At 70.8% G+C, this 13872-nt stretch carries 16 protein-coding genes; 8 read left to right on the forward strand and 8 right to left on the reverse strand.

The features are described from left to right. Position 1: 1 nt before the first annotated feature. Positions 2–1414 (forward strand): hypothetical protein, encoded by a 1413-nt coding sequence (locus tag PGN25_22540; protein MEH3120281.1) that lies wholly within the window; start codon positions 2–4, stop codon positions 1412–1414. A gap of 91 nt (positions 1415–1505) precedes the next feature. After that, positions 1506–2489 (forward strand): alpha/beta hydrolase, encoded by a 984-nt coding sequence (locus tag PGN25_22545; GenBank protein ID MEH3120282.1) that lies wholly within the window; start codon positions 1506–1508, stop codon positions 2487–2489. 7 nt (positions 2490–2496) lie between these two features. On the opposite strand, the gene PGN25_22550 is transcribed toward PGN25_22545, so the two are convergent. After that, positions 2497–3213, reverse strand: coding sequence for a RibD family protein (locus tag PGN25_22550; GenBank protein MEH3120283.1), 717 nt, complete (start codon positions 3211–3213; stop codon positions 2497–2499). A 249-nt stretch (positions 3214–3462) separates the two neighbouring features. Between PGN25_22550 and PGN25_22555 the strand changes: the two genes are divergently transcribed. The 4 genes from PGN25_22555 (at position 3463) to PGN25_22570 (ending at position 7606) form a co-directional block, all read left to right on the forward strand. Continuing rightward, positions 3463–3900, forward strand: coding sequence for a heme-binding protein (locus PGN25_22555; protein ID MEH3120284.1), 438 nt, complete (start codon positions 3463–3465; stop codon positions 3898–3900). Between the two features lie 102 nt (positions 3901–4002). Then, positions 4003–5595, forward strand: coding sequence for a peptide ABC transporter substrate-binding protein (locus PGN25_22560; protein MEH3120285.1), 1593 nt, complete (start codon positions 4003–4005; stop codon positions 5593–5595). Beyond that, the gene (locus tag PGN25_22565; protein ID MEH3120286.1) at positions 5592–6509 is read left to right on the forward strand and encodes an ABC transporter permease subunit; all 918 of its coding nucleotides are present in this window, start codon (positions 5592–5594) and stop codon (positions 6507–6509) included. The genes PGN25_22560 and PGN25_22565 overlap by 4 nt, the downstream gene beginning before the upstream one ends. Beyond that, positions 6506–7606, forward strand: a complete 1101-nt coding sequence (locus PGN25_22570; GenBank protein ID MEH3120287.1) for an ABC transporter permease — start codon at positions 6506–6508, stop codon at positions 7604–7606. The genes PGN25_22565 and PGN25_22570 overlap by 4 nt, the downstream gene beginning before the upstream one ends. Before the next feature lie 19 nt (positions 7607–7625). Here PGN25_22570 and PGN25_22575 read toward each other — a convergent pair whose 3' ends face one another. Further along, on the reverse strand, positions 7626–7943 hold the full coding sequence (locus tag PGN25_22575) for a hypothetical protein (protein MEH3120288.1): 318 nt from the start codon (positions 7941–7943) through the stop codon (positions 7626–7628). A gap of 120 nt (positions 7944–8063) precedes the next feature. Between PGN25_22575 and PGN25_22580 the strand changes: the two genes are divergently transcribed. Next, positions 8064–9542, forward strand: a complete 1479-nt coding sequence (locus tag PGN25_22580) for an MFS transporter (protein MEH3120289.1) — start codon at positions 8064–8066, stop codon at positions 9540–9542. Positions 9543–9551: 9 nt separating this feature from the next. On the opposite strand, the gene PGN25_22585 is transcribed toward PGN25_22580, so the two are convergent. The 6 genes from PGN25_22585 to PGN25_22610 form a co-directional block, all read right to left on the reverse strand. After that, complete coding sequence (locus PGN25_22585) at positions 9552–9878, reverse strand: type II toxin-antitoxin system RelE/ParE family toxin (protein MEH3120290.1); 327 nt, start codon at positions 9876–9878, stop codon at positions 9552–9554. Positions 9879–9889: 11 nt separating this feature from the next. Continuing rightward, the gene (locus PGN25_22590; protein ID MEH3120291.1) at positions 9890–10033 is read right to left on the reverse strand and encodes a hypothetical protein; all 144 of its coding nucleotides are present in this window, start codon (positions 10031–10033) and stop codon (positions 9890–9892) included. Between the two features lie 16 nt (positions 10034–10049). Beyond that, complete coding sequence (locus PGN25_22595) at positions 10050–10295, reverse strand: type II toxin-antitoxin system ParD family antitoxin (protein MEH3120292.1); 246 nt, start codon at positions 10293–10295, stop codon at positions 10050–10052. 48 nt (positions 10296–10343) lie between these two features. Then, entirely contained in the window at positions 10344–10889 is a 546-nt protein-coding gene (locus PGN25_22600; protein ID MEH3120293.1) for a hypothetical protein, read from the reverse strand. A gap of 145 nt (positions 10890–11034) precedes the next feature. After that, entirely contained in the window at positions 11035–11739 is a 705-nt protein-coding gene (locus PGN25_22605) for a DUF1013 domain-containing protein (protein ID MEH3120294.1), read from the reverse strand. Positions 11740–12019: 280 nt separating this feature from the next. Then, a complete protein-coding gene (locus tag PGN25_22610; GenBank protein MEH3120295.1) occupies positions 12020–12910 on the reverse strand; it encodes a LysR family transcriptional regulator in 891 nt (296 codons plus the stop codon). 151 nt (positions 12911–13061) lie between these two features. Between PGN25_22610 and wrbA the strand changes: the two genes are divergently transcribed. After that, positions 13062–13661, forward strand: a complete 600-nt coding sequence (gene wrbA / locus PGN25_22615; protein ID MEH3120296.1) for an NAD(P)H:quinone oxidoreductase — start codon at positions 13062–13064, stop codon at positions 13659–13661. Positions 13662–13872 lie beyond the last annotated feature (211 nt).

Consider the following 13872-nt stretch of genomic DNA (forward strand, 5'->3'; position numbering starts at 1 on the left):
CATGCGATGGATCTTGAATGGACCGCTTCGCATAATTTCGAGTTTTTTCAAATCAAATATTGACGATGGTGCCTTTTCGAAAGCAATGCGGAGCAAGAATTTTGCTTCGATTGCTGACCTGTTTGGTTTTTTCCTCATAAGCGGTGGCATTTTTATGCTATTGCTGAGCACCGTTGGCGCCTGGATCTCGGGAACGCCTGGACTGGCATGGACGGTGTTCGGCCTGGGATTGCTTTTGGGAGGTGCGAGCTTCGTCAGCGGCTGGCTTCTCGGCCTGCTGTTCGGCATCCCCAGAACTCTGGCGCGTCCTCAGCCCTTGCCTGCCACGCCCGACGCAACGGACACCGCCTCGACGCGTCGGGCCGCGGCCTCTCGCGTCAACACGAATCTCGAAGACGTCTCCGACTGGCTGACCAAGACCCTGATCGGCGTCGGACTCACGCAGCTCTACGTATTCCCGGAAAAGCTCTGGTCGATCGCGGGACAGATCAACGAGTCCGGCTTTGGCTGGAAGCCGCACGGCCAGCTTCTTGCCCTGGCTCTGATCCTCTACTTTGCTCCAGGCGGCTTCTGGCTGGGCTACGTCGCGACCCGGACCGTCCTCACGAAGCTTTTCGACAGTATGGAAGAGGCAGCCGCGGATGCCGACATCGTGCTGGCTCAGGACCAACTGCAACTCAACATCAAGGGCAACGAATTGCAGCCGGCGACCGATCCCGCCGTCGCCAACGCAGATCGTTCGCTGCTAAAGCTGCCGATGCACGCAATGGAAACGCCGAGGCAACTCGCGGCCTGGGGCGTTGCCCGTGCCCGCGTCGGGGAATGGCCGGCGGCGCTGACCGCCGTCGAACAAGCTGCCGTTGCCGATCCCAAAGACATCCTGATCAAGGACGCGCTGGCCAAGCTGTATACCGTCCAGAATCGAAGGCCGGACGCGGAGCGGGTGCTTCGCGATGCGCCTCCAACGGATACAGCCGTTCTGTGGGCCCTGTACGAACCGGCTCCCGACGGCTTCCGGCGCGCCATCCAACTCGGCGAGACGATCCTGGCCGATCCCAAACAGGGCCACAGCGTCAATCTTCGCGTCTGGCTGGCCTGCGCCTACGGTCAGCAGCATGCGGATGCCGAGGCGCGAGCCGACGAAGCGTTGGCTCACACGTCCCGAAACAAGGCCGTCGAGAACGTCAAGGCTGCCCTGAACGTAAATCCGGGCGTCCGGCCGTGGCTGTATGCGCTCTGGAAGCCGTCCGAGGACTCGGTCGACGATGATCTGAAGAGCCTGGGCGACGATCCGGAAGTAGCAGCCCTGCTCGCGCCTTCGCCGTCCCAACCCGCTCGCGCGGGTGGGCGCATCGGATCGGACAGTGAGAACCCTGCGCCACGCCAGACGGGCAGGCCCGCAGCCGAGCCATAATCCTCGGCAACACGGTCGATCTCAGGACGTTGTCGCAGGCGCATCGCGACCGGTGCGGGGTGAGCAGCGACCGGATATGCCTCGACGCCTTTTGAAAGGTTCCGCCCTCCTGCCGCTGGCGGCGGCCGGCGCCTGGATCGCCTGGAGCCATCTCGGGCTGAACCGGGCCGGTCCCCTGCCCCCGGCCCTGTCGGGGCGGCGCACCACCCTGCGCACGCGGGCGGGCCGGGTGAACCTCTACGCCGCGGATGCGCGAGCGGGCCGACCGCTGCTCCTGATCCACTCGGTCAACGCCGCCGCCAACGCCTACGAGGTCCGGCCGCTCTACGAGCATTACCGCCGGAGCCGGCCGGTCTACGCGCTCGAACTGCCGGGCTTCGGTTTCTCGGAGCGGGCGGACCGGATCTACACGCCCCGGCTGATGACCGACGCGATCCTCGACGCGGCCGCCGAGATCGCCGGCCGCCACGGCGGCGCGGCGCTCGACGCCATCGCCCTCTCGCTGCCTTGCGCCTACCTCGCCCGCGCCGCGCTGGAGCGGCCCGACCTGTTCGCGACGCTGGGCCTGATCAGCCCGACCGGCTTCGACGCCCGGCTGTCGGGCCGCGGGCCGGCGGACACCGACCGCGGCAACCCGCTCGCGCGGCAGCTCGCCGCCTTCCCGCTCTGGGGCCGGCCGCTGTTCGACGCGCTGGTGAGCGGCCCGAGCATGCGCTTCTTCCTGGAAAAGACCTGGGGCAGCCGCGACATCGACGAGGGCCTGTTCGCCTACGACCGGATCTCGGCCGGGCAGCCGGGGGCCGAGCACGCGCCGTTCTCGTTCCTCGCGGGCTACCTGTTCCCGGACGACACCACCCGGGTCTACGAGGCGCTGAACCTGCCGGTCTTCATGGTGCACGGCGCGCGGGGCGACTTCGTCGATTACCGCCACGTCGGCACGGTGGCGGGCCGCCCGAACTGGACGATCCTGCGGCTCCCCACCGGCGCCTTCCCGCATTTCGAGGACCGGCCGGCGGTGACGAACGCCTACGACGCCTTCCTGGCCGCGCATCGCGGGAACGATGCGTGGGCGTGAGGGAGCGTCAACCTACGGATTCGATCCGGTAGCGCAGCCAGACGGTGCCGTCCTCGAACGGCTCGCAGGCGGTGCGGGTGAGGCGGCGGCGCGCGCCCATGGAATCGCCCTCCGTCCCCTCGAAGTCGAACAGGGCCGGCGTGCCGATCACCCCGTCGACCGCCGGGGCCAGCAGCAGGCTCAGCTCGTCCACGAGCCCGGCCTTCAGCATCGAGCCGTTGATGCGCCCGCCCCCCTCCACCAACAGCCGCTCGATGCCGAACAGGAGCTTGAGCTTGGCGAGCGCCAGGGCGAAATCGACCTCCCGCGCGCCGGCCAGGATGTAGGACTGGCCGCCTGCCCTGAGCCGGCGCAGGCGGTCGTCCGAGGCTTGGCCCGTCGTCAGCACGATGACGTGATCGCCCTCGATGTCGTTGCGCGCGCCCCAATCCATCGCCCCGCGGGCGTCGAGCGCCACGGCGTAGCCGGAGGCGTCGGTGCGGGCGACGTGATCCTCGCGGGAGACCGGCTCCTCGGGCGGGGCGGAGGCGAGCGGTTTCGCGCTGTCGGCGTAGCCCTGCATGGTGATGCGCCCGCACATCCAGGCATCGCCGGCAAGGCGCTTGTGGACCGTCTCGTAATGCGAATCCGCGTCGATGGCAGTCCAGCGCCGCACCTTGATGCGCCCGTCGACCGAGGCGGTCATGTGGCACAGGACGTAGGGGCGCTCCGAGATGTCGGTCATGGCGGTCGTTCCTGCTCTCTGCAACCGGAGGCGGAACTAGACCGGTCTCCCCTTCGGGCCAGGGCAGGCCGCCGCGGCGACGCGCCGCCGGCTTGGCCGGGAGCCGCGGCGCCGGATAGGCTGAAGGCGGCGCTTGGCGAAACGGGACGCTCGGCGAAAGGAGGCGCTTGGCGAAAGGAGGCGCTTGGCGAAACGGCCTTCGCCGGTGCATGTCCTCAGGCGGACGCCCTGCCCTTCGAGGACATCCGGATGACCGACCTGACGCTCGCCGCCGCCCAGACCCTCGTCGCGACCGCCCTGAAGACCGCCCGCGAGCGGGGGCTCAAGCCGCTGGCGGTGGTCGTCTACGACGCCCGCGGCGCCCTCAAATGCCTCGCGGCCGAGGACGGCACCGCACTGCGCCGGGCCGAGGTCGCCCGCGGCAAGGCCAACGGCGCGCTGGCGCTGGGCCTCGGCTCGCGGGCGATCGCCAAGCGCGCCGAGGAGCAGCCGCATTTCGTGGCCGCGGTGAGCCACCTCGTCGGCCCGGACGCCCTGGTGCCGGTGCCCGGCGGCGTGCTGATCCGCGATCGCGAGGGCCGGCTGCTCGGCGCGGTCGGGGTCTCGGGCGACACCTCCGACAACGACGAGATCTGCGCGCTCGCCGGCATCGAGGCGGCGGGGTTGAAGGGGGAGACGGGGGCCTGAGGGGCTGACGACCGTGTTCGGAGGCCCGCACCGCTTGTCCCCTCTCCCCGCTGGGCGGGGAGAGGGGATGCGTCGGAAGCCTGTTCGCTTGTCCGTAAGCCCATGAGCCTCCTCCGGCGCACCATCCTGCAAACCGGCGCGGCGCTCGCCGCCGGGCTCGCCCTGCCGGCACGGGCGGCCTCGCCGGTCTATCGCCGCGGCAACGACGCCGACCCGGAAACGCTCGACCCGCACAAGACCTCGACCGCCGCCGAGGCCCACATCCTGCGCGACCTGTTCGAGGGCCTGCTCACCTACGACAACCTCGGCACCATCATCCCCGGCGCCGCCGAGGGCTGGACCGTCTCCGACGACCGCCTCACCTACCGCTTCCGCCTGCGTCCCGACGGGCGCTGGTCGAACGGCGACCCGGTCACGGCCGACGACTTCCTGTTCTCCCTGCGCCGCATCCTCGACCCGAGGACGGCGGCGAAATACGCCGAGGTGCTGTTCCCGATCCGCAATGCGGCCGCCGTCAACGCCGGCGAGCGGCCGCCGGAGACGCTGGGGGTGGCGGCCCCCGACGCCCGCACCCTGGAGATCGGGCTCTCCGAGCCGGTGCCCTACCTCCTCGAACTCCTGACGCAACAGACCTCGCTGCCGGTGCACCGCCCGTCGCTGGAGCGCTGGGGCGACGCCTTCGCGCGACCCGGCCACCTCGTCTCGAACGGCCCCTACGCGCTCGTCGACTGGATCCCGAACGACCGCATCACCCTGACCAGGAACCCGCATTACCGCGACGCCGCCGCGATCCCGATCGAGCGGGTCGACGTCATCCCGACGCCGGACCTCGCCGCGGCGGTGCGGCGCTACGCGGGCGGTGAGATCGATTCCCTCTCCGACCTGCCCGCCGACCAGATCGCCTCGCTGAAGGAGCGCTTCGGCGCGCAGGTGCGACTCGGGCCGGGGCTCGGCCTGCTCGCCGTCGCCTTCGATCTGCGCAAGAAGCCCTTCGACGACGTGCGGGTGCGCCGCGCCCTCTCGCTCGCCCTCGACCGGGAGTTCCTGGCCGAGATCGTGTGGGGGCAGACCATGGCCCCGGCCTATTCCTTCTGCCCGCCGGGCCTCGACCACGCCCTGCCGCCGCCGCTGCTGCCGGGGCGCGAGGACGGGCCGATCGACCGCGAGGAGGCGGCGCTGCGGCTGCTCGCGCAAGCCGGCTACGGGCCGGGCCGGCCGCTCACGGTCGAGTACCGCTTCAACGTCACCGACAACAACCGCAACACCGCGATCGCGCTGGCGGATGCGTGGCGCGGCCTCGGCGTCGAGACCCGCTTCGTCGCCACCGACGCCAAGACCCACTTCGCCTACCTGCGCGACGGCGGCCCCTTCGACCTCGCCCGGATGTCCTGGATCGCCGATTATTCCGACCCGCAGAATTTCTTGTTTCTGCTCCGGACCGGCAACGACGGACTCAATGCGGGGCGCTGGTCGAACCCGGCCTTCGACGGGCTGCTGACGGAGGCGGCGCAGGAGCGCGACGTGGACCGGCGCGCGCAAAGGCTGTTCGCCGCGGAAAAGATCGTGCTCGACGAATTGCCCTGGATCCCGCTGCTGCACTACCGCTCGAAGGCGCTCGTGTCGCCGCGCCTGCACGGGATGCATCCGAACATCCGCAACGTCGCGCCCACCCGCTATCTCCGGCTCGACCCGTGATCGCGCTGATCGCCCGCCGGATCGCCCAGAGCCTGCCGACCCTGTTCCTCGTGGTCACGGGCAGCTTCTTCCTGATCCGGCTGGCGCCGGGCGGCCCGTTCGATCTGGAGCGGCCCCTGCCGCCGGCGGCGATGGAGAACCTGCGCCGGGTCTACGGCCTCGACCAGCCGCCGATCGTGCAGTACGGGCGCTACCTCGCGAGCCTGCTTCGGGGCGACCTCGGTCCCTCCTTCACGTTTCGCGACCTCACCGTCACCGACCTGTTCGCGCGGGGGCTTCCGGTCTCGGCCACCCTCGGAGCGCTGGCATTCGGGCTCGCGCTGACCCTGGGGGTCGGGCTCGGGAGTCTCGCCGCCTTCCGCCGCGGCGGGCCGGCCGACCGGCTGGTCGGGCTCGCCGCCTCCCTCGGGCTCGCGGTGCCGAACTTCGTCACCGCGCCCCTGCTGCAGATCGTGTTCGGCCTCGGCCTCGCGTGGCTCCCCGTCGGCGGCTGGGGCGCCCCGCAGAACCTCGTCCTGCCGGTGATCACGCTCGCTCTGCCCCACGCCGCCGGCATCGCCCGGCTCACCCGGGCCTCGCTCGCCGAGGTGCTGATCCAGCCGCATGTCCGCACACAGCGCGCCATGGGGCTGTCGCGGGCGCGCGTCGCCCGCCATGCCCTGCGCGGGGCGCTGCTGCCGGTCGTGGCGACCCTCGGGCCGCTGGCCGCCGGGCTGATGACCGGCTCGGTCGTGGTCGAGACCGTCTTCGGCCTGCCCGGGATCGGCCGCTACTTCGTCGACGGGGCGCTCAACCGCGACTACACCCTGGTGATGGGCACCGTGGTTCTGGTGGCGGCGATGGTGGTCGCCTTCAACCTGATCGCCGACCTCGCCGCCGCCGCCCTCGACCCGCGCCTGAGGGGTTTCGCGTGAGCGCGGCTTCGGCCGCCCTCGCCCGCCGCCGGCTCGTGCGCGACCGCGGTGCCATGGCGGCCCTGGCGAGCCTCGCCGTGATCGTGCTCGCCTGCCTGGTCGGGCCGTTCCTCAGCGGGCACAGGCCCGAGCGGATCTATCCCGATTTCGTGCGGGTGAGGCCGGGGCTCGCCGCCCACCCGCAACCCGGCGAACTGCGGCCGGCGCTGGAGCGCCTCGCCTTCCGCATGCGTCTCACGCTGGAGGATGCCGCGCTCCACGGCGACCGGGTGCGCCTGACGCTGGCTGCGCCGAAACCCATCGACGCGCGCGCCTTGCGCCTCCTGCCGCGCTCCGAAGCGTTCGGCGCGGCCCAGGTGCTGGAGCGCGCCCCCGACGGCCGCAGGCTCGTGGTCGAGGCGCCCGTGCGAAGGCTGTTCTTCCTCCTCGGCACCGATGCGCTCGGGCGCGACCTCCTCACCCGCTGCCTCGCGGCGGGGCAGGTCTCCCTGCTGATCGGGCTCACCGCGGCGCTGGCCGCGCTGTCGATCGGCGTGAGTTACGGCGCCGTCTCCGGCATGGCCGGGGGGCGGGTCGACGCGCTGATGATGCGCATCCTCGACATCCTCTACGCCCTGCCCTTCGTGTTCCTCGTCATCATGCTGCTGGTGTTCTTCCGCGCCGGCCTGTGGCTGGTGCTGGTGGCGGTGGCGGCGGTCGAGTGGCTCGACATGGCCCGCATCGTCCGCACCCAGACCCTCGCCCTGAAGGGCCGCGACTTCTTCCGCGCCGCCACGGCGCTGGGCGCGGGCCCGGGCACGATCCTCGTGCGCCACGCCGTGCCGAACACCCTCGGCCCCATCATCGCGGCGGCGACCCTGCTGGTGCCGCGGGTGATCCTGCTGGAAAGCTTCCTGTCGTTCCTCGGCCTCGGCGTGCAGGAGCCCAGGACCTCCTGGGGCGTGCTGATCGCGGAAGGGGCGCGGGCGCTCGAATCCGCGCCCTGGATGCTGGCGGCACCCGCGGGCTTCCTCGTCGTCACCCTGGTCGCCCTGAACCGGCTCGGCGACGGGCTCGGCGCGGTCCTCGATCCGCGGCTGTCCGGCGGGACGCGGTGAGCTCGCGGCGAGGCCGCCCTCAGCGCGGCTCCGCAGGCAGGTAGCCCTGGTAGACGATGCGCACGCTGCGCCGCTCGCCCGGCAGATCCGACGGCGGGACCGACGTCGCGCCGCGCAGGACCGGACCGGGCGGGATCGCGGTGGGGACGGCCTCGGCGGAGGCCGTTTCGGCGGTCGCAAGGGGTGTCGTGTCGCCGGTCTTCGGCCGCAGGGACCAGCGCTCGGCCCCGCCCGCGGCGGCGAGCGTCGAGACGGCGAGCACCGCCCCCATGGAGGCCAGGGCGGCGGCAGCCGGCGGAAGGAGCGTCCTGACGACGGAGCGTGCGAAAAAAGTCATGGCGTGCGGCCCGGCGGATGGGGCCATTGCACAACCCGAAGCGTTTCCGAACGCTGCCGCGCCCCCGCTTCGGGCGGGCTTTGCGAACAATTTTGCCGAGTCAGAGTAAATGGAGGCGCAATGACGAGCCGAGCGGAAGGTCAGCCCGGAGCCGCGGCCCCCGAGCGCGTCGCGGCCGGCACGGTCGTCGACACCGACATCTCCGCCCGGCTCGACCGACTGCCCTTCGGCCGCTTCCACACCCTCGTCATCGTCGCGCTCGGCATCACCTGGGTGCTCGACGGGCTCGAAGTGACGCTGGCCGGCGCCCTCGTCGGGGCGCTGCGCAAGGCGCCGATGTCGTTCACCGAGTTCGACGTCGGCCTCGCCGCGAGTTCCTACCTCGTCGGCGCGGTGACCGGCGCGGTCGGCTTCGGCTGGCTCACCGACCGCATCGGGCGGAAGAAACTGTTCTTCATCACGCTGGCCCTCTACCTCGCGGCCACCGCGGCCACGGGCCTGTCGTGGAATATCGGGAGCTTCTGCCTGTTCCGCTTCCTCACGGGCGCCGGCATCGGCGGCGAGTACACCGCGATCAACTCGACCATCCAGGAGCTGATCCCGGCCCGCGTGCGCGGCTGGACCGACCTCGTCATCAACGGCTCGTTCTGGATCGGCGCGGCGCTCGGCTCCTTCCTGTCGATCGCGCTGCTGCGGCCCGAATGGATCGACCCGGCCTATGGCTGGCGCATCGCCTTCTTCGTCGGCGGCGGCATCGGCCTCGTGATCCTCCTGCTGCGCACCTGGATTCCCGAGAGCCCGCGCTGGCTCGTCACCCACGGCTACGCGGCGGAGGCCGACCGGGTGGTGACGGGCATCGAGAAGCGCTTCACCGACGAGGGGCTGACCCTGCCTCCGCCGGACGAGAGGCGGCACCTCAAGCTCAAGGTCCGCAGCCACACCCCGCTCGCGGAGGTCGCCAACGCCCTGTTCGTGACGAACCGCCGCCAGACCCTGGTCGGGCTGGCGCTGATGATCGCCCAGGCCTTCTTCTACAACGCGCTGTTCTTCACCTACGCCCTGGTGCTGGAACGCTTCTACGACGTGCCCGGCGGCGATGTCGGCTGGTACCTGCTGCCCTTCGCGCTCGGCTCCTTCCTCGGTCCGCTGGTGCTGGGACGCCTGTTCGACACGGTGGGGCGGCGCCCGATGATCGCCTTCACCTACGGCATCTCGGCGGTGCTGCTGGCCGTCGTCGGCCTCGTCTTCCGCGCCGACCTGCTCGGCCCCGCGGGCCAGACCGCGGCCTGGATGGGCGTGTTCTTCTTCGCGTCGGCGGCCGCGAGTTCCGCCTACCTGACGGTGGCCGAGACCTTCCCCCTGGAGATCCGGGCGCTGGCGATCGCCGCCTTCTACGCCATCGGCACCGGCATCGGCGGCGTCTCGGGCCCGCTCCTGTTCGGCACCCTGGTCGAGACCGGCTCGCGCGACCTCGTGCTGGTCGGCTACCTCATCGGCGCGGCCCTGATGGCGGTGGCCTCGGTCGTCGGCGCGATCTGGGGCACGGCCGCCGAGGGCAAGTCGCTGGAGGACGTGTCGAAGCCGCTGGCTTCGGCGTGAGGCGAGACGCTACGGCGTCTCGTCGCCCGCGAAGAAGTCATCGATGTCCCGCCGGGAATGGAGGATGTTCACGACCTCGAACGTGTCGTCGAGATAACGGAAAAAGATGATGTAGCTTCGGTACGGGGTGCTGCGGATATCCGGCTGCAATTCCGGGCGAGCTCGCCCCAGGGTGCCTGGAAGAGCCGCGAGCCTGTGATACGATATCCGGTTGATGCGTTCGGCCTGTCCTGCGTCCTTGCGAGGCGAAGCCGTGGCAAACCAGGGCGCGCCCTTTCCGGACCTGTCGCGCCCTGGATCGCTTCGCGGCCGCTCGCGATGACGGAGGGTGGCCAAACCCGAGGCGATCAATCGGAAACGGTATGACACTGTGCCCGCAACTGGCGCACGAAGCCCTGTCCCGTGGCGAGGCTTCCGCTCGCCAGGGTCACGTCCTCCAGGATCCGGAGGAGATCGTCCCTGGCAGCGGCCAGGAAGACGGCGCGTCTCACGTCCGGACGTTCGGAGTCAGAAGCCCTCGGCAGCGAGGTGCGCGCTCCGAGCTGCCAGGGCAGCGTCGATCCCGTCCTCGCTTACCCGCTCCCCTGCCGCCATCGACGCCTTCAGTGTCTCTCGCAGGGACTGCAAGCGCGCTTCCCGCTCCGCGACCAGCCGCAGCCCCTCGCGCACGACATCATTGGCAGATGCGTAGCGTCCCTCCCGCACGACCTGCTCGATGAAGCCTTCCCAGCGATCCCCCACGGACACGTTCATGCTGCTCTCCTCACGGAGCGGAGAACAACAGAAAATCCGTGGGTCGGATCATCCGATCCGTGTCGCGGCAGCGTCCGGCCCTGCGCATCGGCTCCCCTTCCGCAGCCAGATCGCCGACGCCACCGCCAGCGCGTCGAGCGGGAGCGTCACGGCGCCCTGGCGCTTGCCCCAGAGTTCGAGGCCGCCGAAGCCGACACGGCGGATCTCCAGCCACGCGCCGAAGGGAAACACCGTCTCGGTGCCCTCGCCGGGACCGAAGCAGTCCTCGAAGGCGAGGGGATCGACCATGATCGCGTCGTACTTGGCGAGATGGTCGGCCATCGCGACCTTGGAGCGGAACGGCCCGCGGTCGCGGTGGAACGAGGAGAAGCAGGGCTCGAATCCGGTCAGCGTCACCCACAGCTTGCCGCCGATGCGCAGGTAGGGCGGGTTCGGGCCCTCGACGCCGAAATTCTCCGCTCCCCAGCCGGCCTCGCGCATCAGGGATTCGGCGAGCGTCACCGGCTCGCCGGGCGGGGAAGCGGACCCTTGTTCGTCCGACGAGTCCGCGGGTTCGGCACGCGTGCCGGGCCCGGTCGAGTCGCCATCGGCCAAGATACCATCGGCCAAGATACCGTGGATCATGCCACGCCCTCGCGCCTGCCGCCGCTCGACGGGAGCGGCGACAAACATTATTCCGCAATGAATAAGGGCGGGCGAGAACTTTCTTTCAAGGGCCGGCCCACCGGGCGCGAAAAAATCAGTCCTCGTCGTCGTCCTCGTCGATGCGGCTCATGCCCTTGAGCTTGGCGAAGACCGCGTCGGCGTTGAGATCCGCCTCGTCGCGCTCCTCCTCCCGCTCCTCGGCGGCCGGGGCGGTCGAGACCTCGGTCGGCAGCAGCTTGGCGCCGCCGTCGGCCGGCACCACGGCGGGGCGGTCCTTGGCGGCGCGCTGCACCTCGAAATCGAGGTCGATCTGCGAGCACAGGCCGAGCGTCACCGGGTCCATCGGCTGGAGCGAGGCGGAGTTCCAGTGGGTGCGCTCGCGGATCTGCTGGATCGTCGCCTTGGTGGTGCCCACCAGCCGGATGACCTGCGCGTCCTTCAGCTCGGGATGGTTGCGGATCAGCCAGAGGATCGCGTTCGGCCGGTCCTGGCGGCGCGACAGGGGCGTGTAGCGCGGGCCCTTGGTGGTGCGCTTCACCTCCGGCAGCTTGACCTTGGAGACCGCGACCTTGAGCCGGTAATGCGGCGCCTTCTGCGCCTTCTCGATCTCGTCGCGGGTGAGCTGGCCGGTGGTGATCGGGTCGAGCCCCTTGATGCCGGCGGCGACCTCGCCGTCGGCGATGCCCTTCACTTCGAGCGGGTGCAGCTTGCAGAAATCGGCGATCTGCTCGAAGGCCAGCGACGTGTTCTCGACGAGCCACACGGCGGTCGCCTTGGGCATCAGCGGACCTTGGGACATCGGCAAAGCTCCAGGCGTCTTTTCGTGAGGGCGCGACAGGTCCGGGCCGACGGAAACAGTCTCTCCCGGTCTCCGGCCTCGTGTGTCGAGCCCGGAGAATCCCGTATCGCGCTGAATGGGGGAATGTCGGTTTATAGCGGGGGAGAGGCACCGGGCGCAATTGGTTATGCCGGTGCTGAGTGTCTCTCACGAAACTCCCGCCGCGCTGTCGTCGCCAGGGCGAGAGCGGTCAGTGACCGGGAGTTTCGTGAGGCGCTCTTACAGGGCGACCGCGCCAGGATCACGATGGAGGCCGCTCCGCATCCCCGCCCTCCAAGGCGGGGCGCAGGGGCGCCACGTCCGCGGCGACGTGGTCCATGAAGGCGCGCACCCGCGCGGCGTGGCGCAGGTCCGGATGGGTCAGGAGCCACAGCGAGCCGGTGAGATCCGGCTCCGGTCCCGAGAGGCGGCGCAAGCGTGCGATCCGGTCGCCGCGATAGCAGGGCAGCGGGCCGATGCCGATGCCCTCGAGAACCGCCTCGCACAGGCCCTGCACCGTGTCGATGCGCAAGGCCACCCGCTCCGGCCCGGCGCGGGCGGCGACGAAGCGGGCGAAGAGGCCGCCGGCCACCGCCTCGCTCGGACTGACCCAGTCGGCCCCGGACAGGCCCCGCTCGTCGCCCGCCGGGCCGTAGACCGCCCAGGCGATGGCGGCGAGCCGCCGCCCGACGAGGTTCGGCGGCGGCTCGCGGGTGGCGCGCAGGGCCACGTCCGCGTCGCGGCGGGACAGGTTCAGCGCCTCCTCGGAGACGACGAGTTCGACCTGCACCTTCGGGTAGCGCACCCGGAAGCGGCCGAGCATCGGCATCAGCAGGTCGGTCACCAGGGTCGCGGCGGCGGTGACCCGCAGCGTCCCGGAGGGCGTCAGCGCCCGGCCGGCGACCTCGCGGTCGAAGCGGGCGACCTCCTCCTCCATCCGCAGGGCGGCCGCGGCCATGGCCTCGCCCGCGGGCGTCGGCACGTAGCCGGAGCGGTGGCGCTCGAACAGGCGCGCGCCGAGCCCCGCCTCGACCGCGGCGAGCCGTCGGAAGGCGGTGGACGGGTTGATGCCGAGATGCGCCGCGGCGGGCGCCAGCGCGCCCCGCTCGGCGATGGCCCGCACGAGGCGGAACTCGTCCCAGGCCACCGGCACCACGCCCTCCCTTGCAATTCCGCAGGAGCGATCTTGCACGACAGGGCGTTTCTGCAAACCGGGCGAACCTCCATAAGAGCGGATCGTCCCGAAAGCCGGCGGCCGACTTTCGGGGCGATCCGCTCAAGGCCCGCGAACGGGAGAGACGACGATGGCGAAGGTTCTGGTGCTGTACTACTCGTCCTGGGGCCATGTGGAGCGGATGGCGAGGGCCGTGGCCGAGGGCGCCCGCGAGGCCGGGGCCGAGGTCGCGGTGAAGCGCGTGCCGGAACTGGTGCCCGAAGAGGTGGCCCGGCAGTTCCACTACAAGCTCGACCAGGAGGCGCCGATCGCCACCGTCGAGGAGCTGGCCGACTACGACGCGATCCTCTTCGGCACGCCGACCCGCTACGGCAACATGGCCTCGCAGATGAAGCAGTTCATCGACCAGACCGGCGGCCTGTGGGCCAAGGGGGCGCTGGTCGGCAAGGTCGGCTCGGCCTTCACCTCGACCGCCTCGCAGCACGGCGGCCAGGAGACCACGCTGACGAGCTTCCACACGGTGATGTTCCACCACGGCATGGTGGTGGTGGGCCTGCCCTACAGCTTCAGTGGTCAGAACGGCGTCGAGCAGGTGAAGGGCAACTCGCCCTACGGCGCCACCACGATCGCCGACGGCGACGGCTCGCGCCAGCCCTCCCAGGTCGAACTCGACGGCGCCCGCTTCCAGGGCCGCCACGTGGCGGGCATCGCGGCCAAGCTCGCGGGCTGAGGCGACGTCCGTCCGATCGCGTCGGGTTCCGCCACGCGCCGTCATCGCGCGGCCCGGCGCGAGCGATCCAGCGGCGCGGCCTTTCCTGAAGAGTCGGCGCTGCGGATGGCTTCGGCATTGTGAAGCGCGGGTTTCCCCCTCTCCCCGCACGCGGGGAGAGGCCCGTGGGCACCCTGTCGTGCCCACGGGAAGCGGAGGCGGAGCCGCAGCG

It is taken from the genome of Methylorubrum populi, assembly GCA_036946625.1.
Lineage (GTDB): Bacteria > Pseudomonadota > Alphaproteobacteria > Rhizobiales > Beijerinckiaceae > Methylobacterium > Methylobacterium populi_C.